The organism is Citrobacter sp. Cpo030 (assembly GCF_030333005.1).
GTDB classification, from domain to species: domain Bacteria; phylum Pseudomonadota; class Gammaproteobacteria; order Enterobacterales; family Enterobacteriaceae; genus Citrobacter; species Citrobacter portucalensis.
Genome location: NZ_JAOWGT010000075.1, coordinates 337,416 through 355,167 on the forward strand (window position 1 = coordinate 337,416; position 17,752 = coordinate 355,167).

General features: G+C 52.3%; 16 protein-coding genes and 1 other annotated feature. Of the genes, 5 read left to right on the forward strand and 11 right to left on the reverse strand.

Features of this window, described 5'->3' with window-relative positions; all coding sequences use genetic code 11:
- Positions 1 to 29: 29 nt before the first annotated feature.
- Together dnaJ and dnaK are read right to left on the reverse strand one after the other, a co-directional pair.
- The gene (gene dnaJ, locus OGY37_RS22825) at positions 30 to 1,160 is read right to left on the reverse strand and encodes a molecular chaperone DnaJ (protein ID WP_286621970.1); all 1,131 of its coding nucleotides are present in this window, start codon (positions 1,158 to 1,160) and stop codon (positions 30 to 32) included.
- A gap of 85 nt (positions 1,161 to 1,245) precedes the next feature.
- Entirely contained in the window at positions 1,246 to 3,168 is a 1,923-nt protein-coding gene (dnaK, locus tag OGY37_RS22830; RefSeq protein ID WP_003829739.1) for a molecular chaperone DnaK, read from the reverse strand.
- Between the two features lie 384 nt (positions 3,169 to 3,552).
- On the opposite strand from dnaK, the gene OGY37_RS22835 reads away from it, so the two are divergent.
- Both OGY37_RS22835 and satP read left to right on the forward strand, forming a co-directional pair.
- Positions 3,553 to 3,957 (forward strand): DUF2541 family protein, encoded by a 405-nt coding sequence (locus OGY37_RS22835; protein WP_181509548.1) that lies wholly within the window; start codon positions 3,553 to 3,555, stop codon positions 3,955 to 3,957.
- Positions 3,958 to 4,321: 364 nt separating this feature from the next.
- Positions 4,322 to 4,888 carry an acetate uptake transporter gene (satP, locus tag OGY37_RS22840; RefSeq protein ID WP_003829744.1) on the forward strand — a complete coding sequence of 189 codons (567 nt, stop codon included), beginning with the start codon at positions 4,322 to 4,324 and terminating at the stop codon, positions 4,886 to 4,888.
- Between the two features lie 34 nt (positions 4,889 to 4,922).
- Here the strand turns inward: satP and OGY37_RS22845 are convergent, their stop codons facing one another.
- From OGY37_RS22845 to tal, 3 genes are all read right to left on the reverse strand, one after another.
- A complete protein-coding gene (locus OGY37_RS22845) occupies positions 4,923 to 6,230 on the reverse strand; it encodes an MFS transporter (protein ID WP_003829746.1) in 1,308 nt (435 codons plus the stop codon).
- A gap of 124 nt (positions 6,231 to 6,354) precedes the next feature.
- A complete protein-coding gene (gene mog, locus OGY37_RS22850) occupies positions 6,355 to 6,942 on the reverse strand; it encodes a molybdopterin adenylyltransferase (RefSeq protein WP_003018973.1) in 588 nt (195 codons plus the stop codon).
- A gap of 110 nt (positions 6,943 to 7,052) precedes the next feature.
- Complete coding sequence (gene tal / locus OGY37_RS22855) at positions 7,053 to 8,006, reverse strand: transaldolase (protein ID WP_003829752.1); 954 nt, start codon at positions 8,004 to 8,006, stop codon at positions 7,053 to 7,055.
- A gap of 273 nt (positions 8,007 to 8,279) precedes the next feature.
- On the opposite strand from tal, the gene OGY37_RS22860 reads away from it, so the two are divergent.
- Together OGY37_RS22860 and yaaA are read left to right on the forward strand one after the other, a co-directional pair.
- A complete protein-coding gene (locus tag OGY37_RS22860; protein ID WP_286621973.1) occupies positions 8,280 to 9,710 on the forward strand; it encodes an alanine/glycine:cation symporter family protein in 1,431 nt (476 codons plus the stop codon).
- Between the two features lie 77 nt (positions 9,711 to 9,787).
- Complete coding sequence (yaaA, locus tag OGY37_RS22865; protein WP_149281237.1) at positions 9,788 to 10,561, forward strand: peroxide stress protein YaaA; 774 nt, start codon at positions 9,788 to 9,790, stop codon at positions 10,559 to 10,561.
- A gap of 84 nt (positions 10,562 to 10,645) precedes the next feature.
- Here the strand turns inward: yaaA and thrC are convergent, their stop codons facing one another.
- The 6 genes from thrC to yjjY all read right to left on the reverse strand — a co-directional run bounded on the left by thrC (position 10,646) and on the right by yjjY (position 16,912).
- Complete coding sequence (gene thrC / locus OGY37_RS22870) at positions 10,646 to 11,932, reverse strand: threonine synthase (RefSeq protein WP_286554456.1); 1,287 nt, start codon at positions 11,930 to 11,932, stop codon at positions 10,646 to 10,648.
- Between the two features lie 3 nt (positions 11,933 to 11,935).
- Entirely contained in the window at positions 11,936 to 12,865 is a 930-nt protein-coding gene (gene thrB, locus OGY37_RS22875) for a homoserine kinase (protein ID WP_128611311.1), read from the reverse strand.
- Position 12,866: 1 nt separating this feature from the next.
- The gene (gene thrA, locus OGY37_RS22880; RefSeq protein ID WP_149384476.1) at positions 12,867 to 15,329 is read right to left on the reverse strand and encodes a bifunctional aspartate kinase/homoserine dehydrogenase I; all 2,463 of its coding nucleotides are present in this window, start codon (positions 15,327 to 15,329) and stop codon (positions 12,867 to 12,869) included.
- A 23-nt stretch (positions 15,330 to 15,352) separates the two neighbouring features.
- Positions 15,353 to 15,479 (reverse strand) — a sequence feature (Thr leader region).
- A complete protein-coding gene (thrL, locus tag OGY37_RS22885) occupies positions 15,409 to 15,474 on the reverse strand; it encodes a thr operon leader peptide (protein ID WP_032337689.1) in 66 nt (21 codons plus the stop codon). It overlaps the preceding feature by 66 nt.
- A 206-nt stretch (positions 15,480 to 15,685) precedes the next feature.
- Positions 15,686 to 16,372, reverse strand: coding sequence for a tRNA/rRNA methyltransferase (locus tag OGY37_RS22890; protein ID WP_148362470.1), 687 nt, complete (start codon positions 16,370 to 16,372; stop codon positions 15,686 to 15,688).
- A 399-nt stretch (positions 16,373 to 16,771) separates the two neighbouring features.
- Entirely contained in the window at positions 16,772 to 16,912 is a 141-nt protein-coding gene (gene yjjY, locus OGY37_RS22895; RefSeq protein WP_042998021.1) for a YjjY family protein, read from the reverse strand.
- A gap of 95 nt (positions 16,913 to 17,007) precedes the next feature.
- On the opposite strand from yjjY, the gene arcA reads away from it, so the two are divergent.
- Complete coding sequence (gene arcA / locus OGY37_RS22900) at positions 17,008 to 17,724, forward strand: two-component system response regulator ArcA (RefSeq protein WP_001194359.1); 717 nt, start codon at positions 17,008 to 17,010, stop codon at positions 17,722 to 17,724.
- Positions 17,725 to 17,752: the final 28 nt, after the last annotated feature.

Consider the following 17,752-nt stretch of genomic DNA (forward strand, 5'->3'; position numbering starts at 1 on the left):
CAGGCTTTTTAGAATATACGGCAGTAAGCTTAGCGCGTCAGATCGTCAAAGAACTTCTTCACACCGTCGAAGAAGCTTTTGGAGCGCGGACTGTTTTGTTCTCCGGTCGGGCCGCCAAAGCTGTCCTGCAGATCTTTGAGCAGTTGCTTCTGCTTGTCGTTCAGGCCCACAGGGGTTTCAACCACCACGCGGCACAGCAGGTCGCCCTGAGCGCCACCGCGTACAGACTTGACGCCCTTTCCACGCATGCGGAAAAGTTTGCCAGTTTGCGTTTCGCCCGGAATTTTTAGCTTCACGCGACCGTCCAGCGTTGGGACTTCAATCTCGCCGCCCAGCGCTGCCATCGCAAAGTTAATCGGTACTTCGCAGTACAGGTTATTGCCTTCACGTTCGAAAATTGGGTGCTGTTTTACCTGCACCTGAACGTACAAATCACCTGCTGGTGCGCCATGTTCACCGGCTTCACCTTCACCCGCTAAACGAATACGGTCACCGGTATCAACCCCTGCAGGGATCTTAACGGACAGCGTTTTGCTTTTCTCAACGCGACCATGACCGTGGCATTTGTTGCACGGATCTTTGATCAGCGTACCGCGGCCCTGACAGTGTGGACAGGTCTGCTGTACGGCAAAAAAGCCCTGACGCATCTGTACCTGACCAGAACCATGACAGGTTGGACAGGTCTGCGGCTGAGTGCCTGACTTCGCACCGCTGCCGTGGCAGACGTCACACTCTTCCAGAGTCGGAATACGGATCTCTTTGGTGACGCCACGCACGGCTTCTTCCAGAGTGAGATCCATGTTGTAACGTAAATCAGCACCACGTGAGGCGCGCTGACGACCACGACCGCCGCCAAAAATATCGCCAAACACGTCACCAAAGATATCGCTGAAGTCAGCCCCGCCGCCAAAACCGCCGCCGCCCATGCCGCCTTGCTCAAACGCTGCATGACCGTACTGATCGTAAGCCGCACGTTTTTGCGCATCGGTCAGGATCTCGTACGCTTCTTTGATCTCTTTAAACTTGGCTTCGGCCTCTTTATCACCCTGGTTGCGGTCCGGGTGAAATTTCATGGCCAGGCGCTTGTAGGCCTTTTTGATTTCACGCTCTTCCGCTGATTTGGAAACGCCTAAAATCTCGTAATAGTCTTGCTTAGCCATCTCTTTTTATCTGCCCCTAACATGCGTGCACGGGCGGAGAGGAAACCTCTTCGCCCGTGCCAGTAATTACCCGTTCAAAGGGCGATTATTTTTTGTCTTTCACTTCTTCAAACTCGGCATCGACAACGTCGTCATCTTTCGCGTTGTTTGCAGAAGCATCAGCGCCTGCTGCGCCAGCCTGCTGCTGTGCGTGCTGCTGCTGAGCGATTTCCATCAGTTTCTGGGAAACCTGTGCCAGCGCCTGCATTTTCGCTTCGATATCCGCTTTGTCTTCACCTTTCAGAGAAGTTTCCAGCGCGGTCAGTGCAGACTCGATGGCAGTTTTGTCATCAGCTGGCAGTTTGTCGCCTGCTTCTTCAACCTGCTTACGAGTGCTGTGCAGCAGATGGTCACCCTGGTTACGAGTCTGAACCAGCTCTTCAAACTTACGGTCAGATTCTGCGTTCGCTTCTGCTTCGCGAACCATTTTCTGAATTTCTTCTTCGTTCAGACCAGAAGAAGCCTTGATGGTGATCTTCTGCTCTTTACCGCTGTTTTTGTCTTTCGCGGAAACGTGCAGGATACCGTCGGCATCGATGTCAAAAGTAACTTCGATCTGCGGCATACCGCGCGGAGCCGGGCTGATACCATCCAGATTAAACTGACCCAGATCTTTGTTATCAGCGGCGCGTTTACGTTCACCCTGCAGCACGTGGATGGTTACCGCAGACTGGTTGTCTTCAGCGGTAGAGAACACCTGGCTGTGCTTGGTCGGGATAGTGGTGTTTTTCGCGATCAGTGGAGTCATCACGCCACCCATGGTTTCGATACCCAGAGACAGCGGGGTAACGTCCAGCAGCAGCACGTCTTTCACATCACCGGTCAATACACCACCCTGAACGGCAGCACCGATTGCCACTGCTTCGTCCGGGTTAACGTCTTTACGCGGCTCTTTACCGAAGAACTCAGCAACTTTCTTCTGTACCATCGGCATACGAGTCTGACCACCGACCAGGATAACGTCCTGAACGTCGGAAACAGACAGACCAGCATCCTGCAGAGCAACTTTCAGCGGCTCGATAGAACGGTTAACCAGGTCTTCAACCAGGCTTTCCAGTTTCGCACGGGTCACTTTGATGTTCATGTGTTTCGGACCAGTCGCGTCTGCAGTAATGTACGGCAGGTTCACGTCGGTCTGCTGAGCGGAAGACAATTCGATCTTCGCTTTCTCAGCGGCTTCTTTCAGACGCTGCATCGCCAGCGGGTCGTTACGCAGGTCGATACCCTGATCTTTCTTAAATTCGTCAACCAGGTAGTTGATCATACGGCTGTCGAAGTCTTCACCACCCAGGTGGGTATCACCGTTGGTTGCCAGAACTTCGAAAGTTTTTTCGCCGTCAACTTCGTCGATTTCGATAATAGAGATATCGAAAGTACCACCACCGAGGTCATAAACCGCGATAGTACGGTTGCCGACTTCTTTATCCAGACCGTAAGCCAGCGCCGCTGCGGTCGGTTCGTTGATGATACGTTTTACTTCCAGACCTGCGATACGACCGGCGTCTTTGGTTGCCTGACGCTGAGCATCGTTGAAGTATGCAGGTACGGTGATAACCGCTTCAGTTACCGGTTCGCCCAGGTAATCTTCAGCCGTTTTCTTCATTTTTTTCAGCACTTCAGCAGAAATCTGCGGCGGTGCCATTTTCTGACCTTTTACATCAATCCATGCATCACCGTTGTCAGCACCGATGATTTTGTACGGCATGATGGCTTCATCACGCTGTACTTCTTCGTCCTGGAAGCGGCGGCCAATCAGGCGTTTAATCGCAAACAGGGTGTTTTGCGGGTTTGTCACTGCCTGACGTTTAGCCGGCTGACCAACCAGAGTTTCACCATCCTGGGTATAAGCAATGATAGAAGGCGTGGTGCGATCGCCCTCGGCGTTCTCCAGCACACGTGCAGTAGTGCCATCCATAATCGCTACACAAGAGTTGGTAGTACCCAGGTCGATACCAATAATTTTACCCATCTAAACGTCTCCACTAAAAATTCGGTCATCATGTGGTTGTGAATCTGTAATAAGGGCGAAACGTGCGGTTTCAACTACCCTGAATCGTTTTTTTTCAGACTCACCACTGCGGTTGTCTACAAGATGGGGTCGTAACCCACGTCATCAAGGGGGGCATGAAAATTTTTTTTAGCACAGTGGCGATAAAATTAAGGTAAAAAGGCAGAAAGGCAAAAAAACAAATAGTTTCCAATCAAAATCAATTCACAAAACAAATCAACACCAGCACGGTTATTCATGTGAAAATTGTAATAAAAAGAAAAGATTACGACCATGAAACGGTTTCCCGTCGGCGGTAAGATGGTCTGATGTCACACACTTTTACAGCCGTCAAAGAGAAATTCCATGAAATCCGTGTTAACCCTTTCCACCAGCCTGCTTATGGGCCTGCTGCTGAGCAGCGCCGCGCACGCTAACGATCATAAAGTTCTGGGGATGATTGCCATGCCCCGCAACGCAACCAACGATCTCACGCTGAGAATACCCGTTTGCCGGGTAGTAAAGCGCATTCAGCTCACCGCCGATCGCGGCGATATTAAACTTAACGGCGCATCCGTCTACTTCAAAGCAGCGCGCACTTCCAGCCAAAGCCTGAACATCCCGTCATCCATTAAAGAGGGACAAACGACCAACTGGATCAATATTAATAGCGACAACGACAACAAACGCTGCGTGTCCAAAATCACCTTCTCAGGCCAGTCGGTAAACTCCTCTGATATGGCAACGCTGAAAGTTATTGGCGACGACTAATTTCACTCATTTTGATTCAGAAGCCATAGAAAACATGCGGGGCAGACACGCGGTTGATGCGAAAGCCTTTGAACTGGAATAACCACTGCCGCGCGCATGAAGCAGCGCCATCTGGCTATGGGTATTTCTCACCAGATCGTCCACCAAATCCCTCAGTTCCCGGTGGTACTTCAAATCGTCTGTCTTAGCAAAATGATCAACCATGCGTAAACGTGATGCCCATCACAGGGAAAATAATTCATTTTCCCTTCGTTAGATCATAGACAGTGCCCTCTCCCCTGATTATCATGCCGCGCCCCGAAGACAGTGATCGTTATTTGGGGAAACTATTTCACCATTCAATCAATGATGATTTTGAGGAATTATGGGCAACACTAAGTTGGCTAATCCGGCACCGCTGGGCCTGATGGGCTTTGGCATGACCACCATTCTGCTTAACCTGCACAACGCGGGTTTCTTCGCCTTTGACGTTATTATTCTGGCGATGGGCATTTTCTACGGCGGTATCGCGCAAATATTTGCCGGTCTGCTGGAATATAAAAAAGGCAACACCTTCGGTTTAACCGCCTTTACCTCCTACGGTTCGTTCTGGCTGACGCTGGTTGCAATCCTGATCATGCCGAAAATGGGCCTGGCGGATGCAACCAATGGTCAGTTCCTGGGCGTGTACCTGGGTCTGTGGGGCGTGTTCACACTGTTCATGTTCTTCGGCACGCTGAAAGCTAACCGCGCGTTGCAGTTTGTCTTCCTGAGCCTGACAGTGCTGTTCGCACTGCTGGCGGTTGGCAACATTGCAGGTAACGAAGCGATCATTCACGTTGCCGGTTGGATTGGCTTAGTGTGTGGCGCAAGCGCCATTTACCTGGCGATGGGTGAAGTGCTGAACGAACAGTTTGGCCGTACCATCCTGCCGATCGGTGAAGCGCACTAAACTGACGCTATCCCCCCGAACGGGGGGATATTCCTTACAAGCGCTGTAACTCTCCCTGTACACTCGTATCGCGATGATAAATATCCTGTCGCAGCCAAATCCCCAGACCTAACCCCACCAGCGATAACGCCAGCACATACCAGGCCGGAGCCATTGGCGACACGCTCATTAACATCGTCACGGCGATTGGCGTCAGACCACCAAAAATGGCGTACGACACGTTGTAAGAAAAGGAGATTCCGGTAAAGCGGACCTCTGCCGGAAACGCCCGCACCATCACATAAGGCACTGCTCCCACCACACCAACGCACAACCCTACCAGCCCGTATAACAAGAACAAGTGCTGAGGATGGCTGCCGGTCAGGTGATAGAAAAACCAGCTCGAGCAAGCCAGCAGCAGGCTACCGACAATAAAAGTTTTGCTGGCGCCGACCCGGTCGACAATAAACCCGGCCAGCAGACAACCGACGCACAGCATAATGGTAGCGACACTGTTAGCCTGTAACGTTAGCGCGGGTGCAAAGCCATACTGCTTCTGCAACCAGACTGGCGACATCAGGATCACCACCACAATCCCGGCCGATAACAGCCAGGTCAGCAGCATGGAAATGACCACCGCTTTTTTATGTTTGCTCACCACCGACTTCACCGGTAGCTCTTGCGCCAGCGCTTTACGCTGCTGCATTTCGAGGAAGATGGGCGTTTCCTGCAACCAGCGACGCAGGTACATCGCCACCAGCCCAAACACGCCCCCCAGCAGGAACGGGATACGCCAGCCGTAGTCATGCACCGCCTGCTGCGTCAGGCTGGTATTCACCAGCGTTGCAACCACCGATCCCAGCAGAATCCCCACCGTCAGCCCGGCGGTCAGCGTGCCACAGGCAATGCCGATGCGGCGCTCCGGTACGTGTTCCGCCACGAACACCCACGCGCCCGGCACTTCTCCACCGATGGCAGCGCCTTGCAAAATGCGCATCAGCAGTAACAGCAGCGGCGCGAGGATCCCCATTGAGGCGTAGGTAGGCAAAAGACCAATCGCCAGCGTCGGTATCGCCATCAGCAAAATGCTCAGGGTGAACATTTTCTTACGCCCGACCAGATCGCCAAAGTGCGCCATGATGATGCCACCCAGCGGACGCGCCAGATATCCGGCGGCAAAAATACCGAAGGTTTGCACCTGACGTAGCCATTCAGGAATATCTGCCGGGAAGAAGAGTTCGCCAACAACAGCGGCAAAGAAGACGAAGATAATGAAATCATAAAACTCAAGCGCACCGCCGAGGGCAGCAAGCGTAAGAGTTTTATAATCCTGGCGATTCAGCGGTCGAGTGTGTTGTGACATAGCAAACCATGAGTCAGTGGAGTTATTGAATCTGTCTTTCGATATATGTAAAGCAAAAATTACTATATCGTAAACAATTCAATACTCCACTATCATTGGCACTTATGTCACGATCGAGCTACTTTCAGGCGTTTGTATCGCGAATTGCGCTTTTAGGACGAAAAGATGCTACTACAGCCGGCGCGGTTTCCACATACGGCCCATCCAGCAACTGTATACAATACGGTACACTTGCAAATATACCCGGCACGATAACCTTACCGTCAGCATCTTTCACGCCTTCCAGCGTTTCTTTGATCGATTTTGGCTGGCCAGGCAGATTCAGGATCAGCGCCTGTTTACGAATCACACCAACCTGGCGGGAGAGAATAGCCGTTGGCACAAAGTGCAGGCTTATCTGGCGCATCTGCTCGCCAAAGCCCGGCATCTGGCGGTCGGCTACGGCCAGCGTGGCATCAGGCGTTACATCGCGGCGGGCCGGACCCGTTCCGCCGGTAGTCAGCACCAGATGACAGCTCATTTCATCCACCAGCTCACATAAGGTCTGTTCGATGATCGCCTGTTCATCCGGGATCAGTCGCGTTTGCAGCTCAAAAGGGGTGGTAAGGGCAGATGCCAGCCACTCTTCAAGGGCCGGGATGCCTTTATCCTGGTAAACGCCGCTGGAAGCACGGTCAGAAATGGAAACCAAGCCAATGCGTAAAGTATTCATGATTATTCCGTTTAAACAGTCTCGTTAAACAGAATGATACACTGCGAAGGGAAGGACAGACAGGTTTCAGAAGAGGTAGCGTGACCCATATCCGGGCCACGCGTTAATGATTACAGCAGATCGCCGATCATTTTTTCCAGTTTACCCTGGTCTACAGCAAACTTACGGATACCGTCCGCCAGTTTGTCTACAGCCATCGGATCCTGGTTGTGCTGCCACAGGAACTCAGCTTCGGTGATGCGTGCAGGACGCGCTTTCACTTCGCCAGAGAAGGACAGTTTACGTTCGATAGTGCCTTCGCTTTCCGCCAGCTCTTTCAGCAGTGCTGGTGCAATCGTCAGACGATCGCAGCCTGCCAGCTCAATGATTTCGCCGACGTTACGGAAGCTCGCACCCATCACCACGGTTTCGTAACCGTGCTGTTTGTAGTACTCGTAGATTTCGGTTACGGAAACCACACCCGGATCTTCTGCCGGTGCATACTCTTTCTTGTCGGTGTTGGCTTTGTACCAGTCCAGAATACGACCAACAAACGGAGAAATCAGGTATACGCCTGCTTCTGCACATGCGCGCGCCTGCGCGAAGGAGAACAGCAGAGTCAGGTTACAGTTGATGCCTTCTTTTTCCAGCTGCTCAGCGGCACGGATGCCCTGCCAGGTTGAAGCCAGTTTGATCAGAATGCGATCGTTGCTGATGCCAGCATCGTTGTACATTTTGATCAGACGTTTTGCTTTCGCGATGGACGCGTCGGTGTCGTAGGACAGACGAGCGTCAACTTCAGTAGAGATACGACCCGGGACCAGTTTCAGGATCTCCAGACCGATATTTACTGCCAGTTTGTCGGTCGCGTCGACGATCTGCTGCGCGCGGTCGTTGCTCTGCTGCTTAGCCCAGGCTACAGCATCATCAATCAGCTTGCGGTATTCTGGGATCTGCGCTGCGTTAAGAATGAGAGAAGGGTTAGTTGTGGCATCCTGAGGCTGATACAGCTTCATTGCCGCGATGTCTCCGGTGTCGGCCACTACTGTGGTGAACTGACGAAGGGAGGTCAATTTGTCCGTCATGATAGCGATTCTCTTTAAACAGCTTGTTAGGGGGATGTAACCGATCTTCCCTGATGATAGCACGACGCACTCTCAGCGCAACCGCCTGGATTGTCCGACCCGCTGCTCAGCCCTGATTACGCATCTCACAGCCCGTGATGCGCAATTAAAGATATACCCATTGTTATGGTAAACTCCCGCAATCAATCACCTTATAAGGTATATACTGGTCGATAATTGGTAGCGCTTACACGGGATTATTCGCGCTTACCGGCATCAACAAGAGGGATGTTAATGCCTGATTTTTTCTCATTTATTAATGAAATACTCTGGGGATCGGTGATGATCTACCTCCTGCTTGGCGCAGGATGTTGGTTCACCTGGCGTACAGGGTTCGTGCAGTTCCGCTATATTCGCCAGTTTGGCAAAAGTCTTAAAAACAGCATCAGCCCGCAGCCGGGCGGTTTAACTTCCTTTCAGGCATTGTGCACCAGTCTTGCCGCGCGCGTCGGTAGCGGAAATCTGGCAGGTGTGGCGTTGGCGATCGCCGCCGGCGGCGCGGGAGCCATTTTCTGGATGTGGGTCTCGGCGGTCATTGGTATGGCAACCTCATTCGCTGAGTGCTCACTTGCCCAACTGTATAAAGAGCGCGACAGCAAGGGACAGTTTCGCGGCGGTCCTGCATGGTATATGGCCCGTGGGCTGGGCATGCGCTGGATGGGCGTGCTGTTTGCCATCTTTTTACTCATTGCCTATGGCCTGATTTTTAACAGCGTTCAGGCGAACTCAGTCTCTCGTGCGCTGGATTTTGCTTTTGACATCCCTCCCCTCTTATCCGGTATCGCACTGGCAATCGCGTCATTAGTGGTCATCGTCGGCGGCATTAAAGGCGTCGCACGCCTGATGCAATGGTTTGTTCCGATGATGGCGCTGCTGTGGATCGGTTGTAGCCTCGTCATCTGCCTTTGGCATTTCGGACAGCTCCCCGGCATTATCATGACCATCATAAAAAGCGCCTTTGGCTGGCAGGAGGCCGCGGCCGGTGCCGCCGGGTATACGCTGAGCCAGGCTATTGCCAGCGGCTTTCAACGCGGTATGTTCTCTAATGAAGCCGGAATGGGCTCAACCCCGAACGCAGCTGCCTCGGCAGCATCCTGGCCGCCACACCCTGCAGCACAAGGCATTGTGCAAATGATTGGTGTATTGGGCGATACGCTAATTCTTTGTACGGCCAGCGCAATGATCATTTTACTGGCGGGTAATGGCACCACTTATGTGCCAATGGAAGGCATCCAGTTGCTGCAAAGAGCCATGGTCTCGCTGACGGGTGAATGGGGAGCCGGATTCGTGGCTTTTATTGTGATTCTGTTTGCCTTTAGCTCTATCGTCGCCAACTACATTTATGCGGAAAACAACCTCGTTTTCCTGAAGCTGGACAACATCCGCGTCATCTGGCTATTACGTATCGCTACCGTGAGTACCGTTGTTGGGGGAACGTTAGTCAGCTTCCCACTCGTCTGGCAGTTGGCCGACATCATTATGGCTTGTATGGCCATCACTAACCTGACGGCGATTCTGCTGCTTTCTCCGGTTGTCCATACCATCGCCAGCGACTATCTGCGCCAGCGTAAACTCGGGGTGCGCCCAGAATTCGATCCGCGCCGTTATCCTGATATCAGACAACAGCTTGCGCCCGATAGCTGGGATGAAACGCCGCGCGAATAGCGCGGCAATCGCAACCATCGATCAATTCAGTCGTTTTTTTTGCTAAAGTCGCAGTAAATTTCCTGCAAGGACTGGATATGCTGATTCTGATTTCACCTGCAAAAACGCTCGACTACCAAAGCCCGCTGGCAACGACACGTTTTACGCTGCCCGAACTGCTGGATCACTCCCAGCAGCTTATTCACGTGGCGCGCCAGCTCTCTGCGCCGCAGATTGGCAAGCTGATGGGGATTAGCGACAAGCTGGCGGATCTGAACGCCACCCGTTTCCATGACTGGCAGCCTGACTTCACGCCGGACAATGCACGTCAGGCCATCCTGGCGTTTAAAGGCGACGTCTATACAGGGTTGCAGGCTGAAACCTTCAGCGAGGCGGATTTCGACTTCGCTCAACAGCATTTACGGATGCTGTCCGGGCTATACGGCGTTTTACGTCCGTTGGATTTGATGCAGCCTTACCGTCTGGAGATGGGCATTCGTCTGGCCAATGCGAAGGGTAAAGATCTCTACCAGTTCTGGGGAGATACCATCACCGATAAACTTAACGAAGCGCTGGAAGCGCAAGGCGACAGCGTGGTGATCAACCTCGCCTCGGATGAGTATTTTAAATCCGTGAAGCCGAAAAAACTCAACGCTGAGCTTATCAAACCAGTCTTCCTCGACGAGAAAAACGGCAAGTTCAAAGTCATCAGTTTCTATGCCAAAAAAGCGCGCGGCCTGATGAGTCGCTACATTATTGAGAACCGCTTAACGCAGCCGGAACAATTGACCGCATTTAACAGCGAAGGCTATTTCTTTGATGAAGAAGCATCAGGAAACGGCGAACTGGTATTTAAACGCCACGAGCAATAGTAAAAAGGCCGGATGACGGCTAACGCCTTATCCGGCCTACAGGTTTTGTTGGCCCGCTAAGCAAAATGCCAGCGGGCACAACCGTTATCCGCGGGTCATCATCAGCTTACGCAGCGCAGCAAAATCAGCAGGCAGGTGATGAGAAAGCAGCGGCAGATCCGCGCGTTCCGCCAGTTCTTTTGGCAACGCCAGCGTCAGGTCAAGAATCTCTTCAACGCTTTCTTTAAACTTCGCCGGATGCGCAGTACCGAGGAACAGGCCATACTCGCCAGGGTTTAGCTGGTCACGCAGCGCGCGGTAAGCCACTGCCGCATGCGGCTCTGAGGTGTAGCCCATCTCATGTAGTTCACGCATGGTGTCCTGGGTCGTCGCATCGTCGACAGCGGCATAACCCAGTTCATTCAGACGCCAGATTTTACGGCGGAACAGCTCTTCCACGCGCGGCCAGTTGTTCGGCTGGCTGACATCCATCGCATTCGATAACGTCGCCTGAGTCGCTTTCGGCGCCCACTCACCTTCTGCAAGGAAGCGCGGAACCGTATCGTTGACGTTAGTCGCCGCGATAAAACGCTTCACCGGCAAGCCCAGTGATTTCGCCAGCAGCCCGGCAGTCAGATCACCAAAGTTACCGCTGGGAACGGAAATCACCAGTTGATTACGCGCCTCTTGCGGCAGTTGGGCCACAGCCTCAAAGTAGTAACAGATTTGCGCCAGCAGACGGCTGATGTTAATTGAGTTAGCTGAGTTCAGCCCCAGAGCCACCTTCAGCTCTTCGTCGTCAAACGCCTGTTTCACCAGCGCCTGGCAGGCATCAAAATCGCCATCAATCGCCACAGTTTCAATGTTACCGCCCAGCGTACAGAACAGTTTTTCCTGTAATGGGCTGATCTTGCCGTTCGGGTAGAGGATCACCACGCGCACATTTTTCAGGCCATAAAAGGCATGCGCAACGGCCGCCCCGGTATCTCCGGAGGTCGCCGTCAGAATCGTTACCGGTTTGTCGCCACTAATGTGCGTCAGCATCTGCGCCATAAAGCGCCCGCCAAAGTCTTTAAATGCAAGCGTTGGGCCGTGGAACAGTTCCAGACAGCCGACATCCGCGGCAACCTGAGCAACCGGTGCCGGAAAGGCAAATGCCGCGCGCACGCGTTCTTCCAGAATCTCCTGAGGGATCTCATCACCAATAAATGCAGACAGGATCTTCGCGCTGCGGCTAACGAAGTCCTGGTTCAGCATCTCATCGATTTCTGTCAGATTGAATTCCGGTAGATCGTGCGGAAAAAACAATCCCTGATTCTTGCCAAGCCCTTGCGTGACGGCCTGTGCAAAGCTGACCTGTTCGTTGTGATCTTTCAGATTATACAGTTTCATTGATTATCCCAGTACCCGTGCGCCCGCCGTGTCCAGCCGGCAAATATGAACAAAGCCTTCCTGATTTTGCAGGTAATTTTTACCCAGCCAGTCTGCTACGCGCTGCGCCGTATCCGGCTTATCGCACAAGGCGAACAGCGTCGGCCCAGACCCAGATATACCGCTGGCCAGTGCGCCAATTTCGGCTACCGCCTGACGCGCCTGGCTAAAGCCTGGCAGCAAGCGGGTACGATACGGCTCAGCAATGACATCTTTCATCAGCTTCGCGGCCAGAAGAGGCTGACGGGAATAGCAGGCATGGATGAATCCCGCCAGATGCCGCCCGTGAGCGATACAGTCCTGACGGCGATACTGCGCAGGTAGAATTGCCCGCGCTTCTGCTGTCGACACTTTAATCCCCGGATACGCCAATACCCACAGCCACTCATCAAAGCCTGGCACCTGCTGGCTAATAATGCCGTTTTCTTCAATCATTAACTGCATGCCGCCCAAAAAGCACGGGGCAACGTTATCGTAATGAATACTGCCGGAGATACGCCCTTCAAGTTCGCCCATTATCGCTAACAGGCGCGTATCGTTGAGCGGCTTACCGCAGTGTTCGTTCATAGCAACTAACGCCGCCACGACGGAACAGGCGCTGGAGCCTAACCCGGAGCCAATCGGCATATTTTTTTCCAGCGTCATCGCCACCGGAACGCTTTTACCCAGCTCCTGACAGAATCGCTCCCAGCACTGATAGACAATGTTTTCTCGCGGCTCAGGCGGCAGCTTGTTGGCAAAACGTCCGAGGTTGTTCAGGCTGAACTGGTCAGCCGCCTCAACGGACACCACATCGCCCAACAGCGAACCGTCCACCGGAGTTACCGCCGCACCGAGGACATCAAACCCGACGCTCATATTGGCACTGGAAGCCGGGGCATAAACTCTCACCATGTCAGACTCCTAACTTCCATGAAAGGGTGCGTAGCAGGTCGGCAAAGACGCCCGCCGCCGTCACATCGTTACCCGCGCCATATCCGCGCAGAACCAACGGTAACGGCTGATAATAGTGGCTATAGAACGCCAGCGCGTTTTCACCGTTTTTCACTTTAAACAGCGGATCGTTGCCGTCTACTGCATCAATTTTCACGCGACAAACGCCGTCCTCTTCGATATTGCCAACATAGCGCAATACTTTTCCCTCATCACGGGCTTTCGCCACGCGCGCGGCAAAGACGTCATCCAGCTGCGACAATTTCGCCATAAACGCGGAAACATCACCGGAGTCATCAAACTCTTTTGGCAGGACCGGCTCAATGACAATGTCAGAAAGCTCCAGCTCACGACCGGTTTCACGGGCCAGGATCAGCAGCTTACGCGCCACGTCCGTACCGGAAAGATCGTCACGCGGATCGGGTTCGGTATAGCCCATCTCACGCGCCAGGGTGGTGGCCTGCGAGAAGCTCATGCCTTCATCCAGCTTGCCGAAAATGAACGACAGTGAGCCAGAAAGAATGCCTGAAAAACGTTGCAGTTCATCACCTGCGCTGAGCAGATTTTGCAGGTTTTCAATAACTGGCAAGCCCGCGCCCACGTTGGTGTCGTACAGGAATTTACGACGTGACTTCGCGGCGGCAAAACGCAGCTGATGGTAGTAATCCATCGACGACGTGTTGGCCTTTTTGTTCGGCGTAACCACATGGAAGCCTTCGCGCAGGAAGTCGGCATACTGGTCTGCTACCGCCTGGCTTGACGTACAGTCGACAATCACCGGATTGAGCAGATGGTATTCTTTCACCAGACGAATTAAGCGCCCAAGATTGAAAGGCTCTTTCGCGCTCTCCAGCTCCGACTGCCAGTTTTCCAGATTCAGACCGTGGACGTTGGTCAGCAGCGCCTTCGAGTTCGCCACGCCGCACACACGCAGATCGATATGTTTCTTTTTGAGCCAGGTTTGCTGACGTTTAAGCTGCTCCAGCAGCGCACCGCCCACGCCGCCTACGCCAATCACAAACACTTCAATCACCTGGTCGGTGTTGAACAGCATCTGATGGGTAACGCGTACGCCGGTGGTCGCGTCATCGTTATTCACCACCACCGAAATAGAACGCTCAGACGAGCCCTGGGCGATCGCTACAATATTGATGTTCGCCCGAGCCAGCGCGGCAAAGAACTTCGCCGAGATGCCGCGCAGGGTGCGCATACCATCGCCAACGACCGAGATGATGGCCAGACGCTCAGTCACCGCCAGCGGCTCCAGCAGGCCTTCTTTCAGTTCGAGATAGAATTCATCCTGCATGGCGCGTTGCGCACGCGCGCAGTCGCCCTGCGGGACGCAGAAGCTGATGCTGTATTCAGAAGAGGATTGGGTGATCAGCACTACCGAGATGCCCGCACGCGACATTGCGGCAAAAACGCGCGCCGCCATGCCCACCATACCTTTCATTCCAGGGCCGGAAACGCTAAACATCGCCATGTTATTGAGGTTAGAAATACCTTTTACCGGCAAATCATCGTCATCACTGCTGGCACCGATCAGCGTGCCGGGCGCTTGCGGATTGCCGGTATTTTTAATCAGGCACGGGATCTGGAACTGGGCAATAGGGGTAATGGTGCGCGGGTGCAGCACTTTAGCGCCGAAGTAAGAAAGCTCCATCGCTTCCTGATAAGACATCGACTTCAGCAGTCGGGCGTCGGGTACCTGACGCGGATCGCAAGTATATACGCCGTCGACATCGGTCCAGATTTCACAACAATCGGCACGCAAACAGGCGGCCAGTACGGCGGCAGAGTAGTCAGAGCCGTTACGCCCCAACACCACTAACTCACCTTTTTCATTTCCAGCGGTAAACCCTGCCATCAGAATCATGTGGTCCGCAGGAATACGGCTGGCGGCGATGCGGCGCGTAGATTCGGCGATATCAACGGTAGATTCGAGGTAATGGCCGACAGCCAGCAATTTCTCCACCGGGTCGATGACCGTCACGTTATGCCCGCGTGCTTCCAGCAGGCCGGCCATGATAGCAATCGACATTTTTTCACCACGGCAGATAAGCGCGGCATTGATGCTGTCCGGGCACTGTCCCAGCAGGCTGATGCCGTGCAGGACGTGCTTAATCTGGGCAAACTCTTGTTCAACAAAGGCTTTGAGCTGCGCCAGCGGGAAACCCGGCTGTGCGGCGGCAAGACCCACCAGCAGCTCAGAGAAAATGCGTTCGGCATCGCTGATATTGGCTAAAGCATCCTGACCACCGATGGTCTTCTCAATCATTGCCACCAGATGGTTGGTAATTTTTGCGGGGGCAGAGAGAACGGTCGCGACCTGCCCCTGTCTGGCATTGCTTTCCAGAATATCGGCAACCCGCAGAAAGCGCTCTGCATTTGCCACTGATGTACCGCCGAACTTCAACACTCGCATGGTTTACCTCATTGCCTTTGGTCGAAAAAAAAGCCCGCACTGTTTAGGTGCGGGCTTTTTCTTGTGTTTCCTGTACGCGTCAGCCCGCACCGTTACCTGTGGTAATGGTGATGGTTGTGGTAATAGTGATGCTGATGCGTTTCATGATGTTGTGTGCTCTGTAATTATTATCTGTCTGTCTTGTATTCTTTTAGGGTTAAAGTATCTGCTGACCTAAGTCAATAAATTTTTAAATTGATCACATTCCGAAACTTGTTCATGAGCAACTGCTTGCCCTTTTACTTTCAACCAATACAGCATGTCGAGCCCACTTGAACCAAGAACAAAACACTACACAACAAAAACTGTTCGAAATTTTATTTTGTGATGTTTTTTTCAATATCATGTAAAAAACGATGCAACATTGCCGTGTCTCGCTGCCCCAACAGACCCATTCGCTGTTGCAACCAGTCCGTGAGTTTGATGTCGTCAGAAACGTTCAGCGTGGCTAATAAACGCAAAACGCGTGCGCGCAATGCCTGGAGCTGAAGCTCATCTGTCACCTCAACGTTTTTAGCCGGTTGTTGTATTAAACCTGCTAATTGATAGCAATACACCATCACCGCCTGCCCCAAATTGAGTGAAGGATAGTCAGCGACCATCGGTACACCAGTGAGTACATCTGCCAGCGCTAATTCTTCGTTGGTCAGCCCAGAATCTTCACGACCAAATACCAGCGCAGCATGATCCATCCACGTTGATTTCTCCTGTAACAGGGGAACCAGTTCGACCGGGGTGGCGTAATAATGGAACTTCGCTCGGCTACGCGCGGTGGTCGCAATAGTAAAATCAACGTCGTGAAGCGCCTCGGCCAACGTTGGAAAAACGTTAATATTATCAATAATGTCGCCCGATCCATGCGCGACCCATCGCGTGGCGGGTTCCAGATGCGCCTCGCTGTCAACGATACGTAATTGAGTGAATCCCATGGTCTTCATCGCACGGGCAGCCGCGCCAATATTTTCCGCTCTGGCAGGGGCAACCAGAATAATTGTTAAACGCATTTCGATACTCTTTTTGGTCAGTCTGCAAGTAATAATGTGACGCACATCAACATATTACGCAGCGCAAATTTACATTTTTTTAACAGAAGTCACTGAAAAAGGATTTCGCATCCGGTAAAAAATGCTAAACTATTTCCAAACTGTACTATTGCTTTTTATGTTAACAAAAGTTGTATATCCCTCTGTTTATCCATGATAATTTATTTTAAAATGGATCGCATTGGTTGGATTCATTACATTTATTAATTAGCTCGTGCAACTAGTTGTAATATTGCAATTTTGTGATGAAAGCAAACATTTGGATACGTTGATTTCATCAAACTGTTAACGTGCTACAATTGAACTTGATATATGTCAACGAAGCGTAGTTTTATTGGGTGTCCGGCATGTCTTAGCCTGTTATGTTGCTGTTAAAATGGTTAGGATGACAGCCGTTTTTGACACTGTCGGGTCCAGAGGGAAACTACCCACGACCAAGCTAATGATGTTGTTGACGTTGATGGAAAGTGCATCAAGAACGCAATTACGTACTTTAGTCATGTTACGCCGATCATGTTAATTTACGGCATGCATCAGGCAGGTCAGGGACTTTTGTACTTCCTGTTTCGATTTAGTTGGCAATTTAGGTAGCAAACATGCAGACCCCGCACATTCTTATCGTTGAAGACGAGTTAGTAACACGCAACACGTTGAAAAGCATTTTCGAAGCAGAAGGCTATGATGTATTCGAAGCGACAGATGGCGCGGAAATGCATCAGATTCTCTCTGAATATGACATCAACCTTGTGATTATGGATATCAATCTGCCTGGGAAAAATGGCCTCCTGTTAGCGCGCGAACTCCGCGAACAAGCTAACGTTGCGCTGATGTTCCTGACGGGCCGTGATAACGAAGTCGATAAAATTCTCGGCCTCGAAATCGGCGCAGACGATTACATCACCAAGCCGTTTAACCCGCGCGAACTGACTATCCGTGCTCGTAACCTGCTGTCCCGTACCATGAACCTGGGTACTGTCAGCGAAGAACGCCGTAGCGTCGAAAGCTACAAGTTCAACGGCTGGGAGCTGGACATCAACAGCCGCTCTCTGATTGGTCCTGACGGCGAGCAGTATAAACTGCCACGCAGCGAATTCCGTGCAATGCTTCACTTCTGTGAGAATCCGGGCAAAATCCAGTCTCGCGCAGAACTGCTGAAAAAAATGACCGGTCGCGAACTGAAACCGCATGACCGTACCGTTGACGTGACTATCCGCCGCATTCGTAAACATTTCGAATCTACGCCGGATACGCCAGAAATCATCGCCACCATTCACGGTGAAGGCTACCGTTTCTGCGGCGACCTGCAGGATTAATTCAATCCTTACAGGTAAAAAAACGGCG

Coding starts and splice junctions, on each gene's coding strand:
- yjjY (WP_042998021.1), bottom strand. CDS start 16,912: ATGACTAAAGTACGTAATTGCGTTCTTGATGCACTTTCCATCAACGTC.
- OGY37_RS22845 (WP_003829746.1), bottom strand. CDS start 6,230: ATGTCACAACACACTCGACCGCTGAATCGCCAGGATTATAAAACTCTT.
- yaaA (WP_149281237.1), top strand. CDS start 9,788: ATGCTGATTCTGATTTCACCTGCAAAAACGCTCGACTACCAAAGCCCG.
- tal (WP_003829752.1), bottom strand. CDS start 8,006: ATGACGGACAAATTGACCTCCCTTCGTCAGTTCACCACAGTAGTGGCC.
- thrC (WP_286554456.1), bottom strand. CDS start 11,932: ATGAAACTGTATAATCTGAAAGATCACAACGAACAGGTCAGCTTTGCA.
- satP (WP_003829744.1), top strand. CDS start 4,322: ATGGGCAACACTAAGTTGGCTAATCCGGCACCGCTGGGCCTGATGGGC.
- arcA (WP_001194359.1), top strand. CDS start 17,008: ATGCAGACCCCGCACATTCTTATCGTTGAAGACGAGTTAGTAACACGC.
- dnaJ (WP_286621970.1), bottom strand. CDS start 1,160: ATGGCTAAGCAAGACTATTACGAGATTTTAGGCGTTTCCAAATCAGCG.
- OGY37_RS22860 (WP_286621973.1), top strand. CDS start 8,280: ATGCCTGATTTTTTCTCATTTATTAATGAAATACTCTGGGGATCGGTG.
- mog (WP_003018973.1), bottom strand. CDS start 6,942: ATGAATACTTTACGCATTGGCTTGGTTTCCATTTCTGACCGTGCTTCC.
- thrB (WP_128611311.1), bottom strand. CDS start 12,865: ATGGTGAGAGTTTATGCCCCGGCTTCCAGTGCCAATATGAGCGTCGGG.
- OGY37_RS22835 (WP_181509548.1), top strand. CDS start 3,553: ATGAAATCCGTGTTAACCCTTTCCACCAGCCTGCTTATGGGCCTGCTG.
- dnaK (WP_003829739.1), bottom strand. CDS start 3,168: ATGGGTAAAATTATTGGTATCGACCTGGGTACTACCAACTCTTGTGTA.
- thrA (WP_149384476.1), bottom strand. CDS start 15,329: ATGCGAGTGTTGAAGTTCGGCGGTACATCAGTGGCAAATGCAGAGCGC.
- OGY37_RS22890 (WP_148362470.1), bottom strand. CDS start 16,372: ATGCGTTTAACAATTATTCTGGTTGCCCCTGCCAGAGCGGAAAATATT.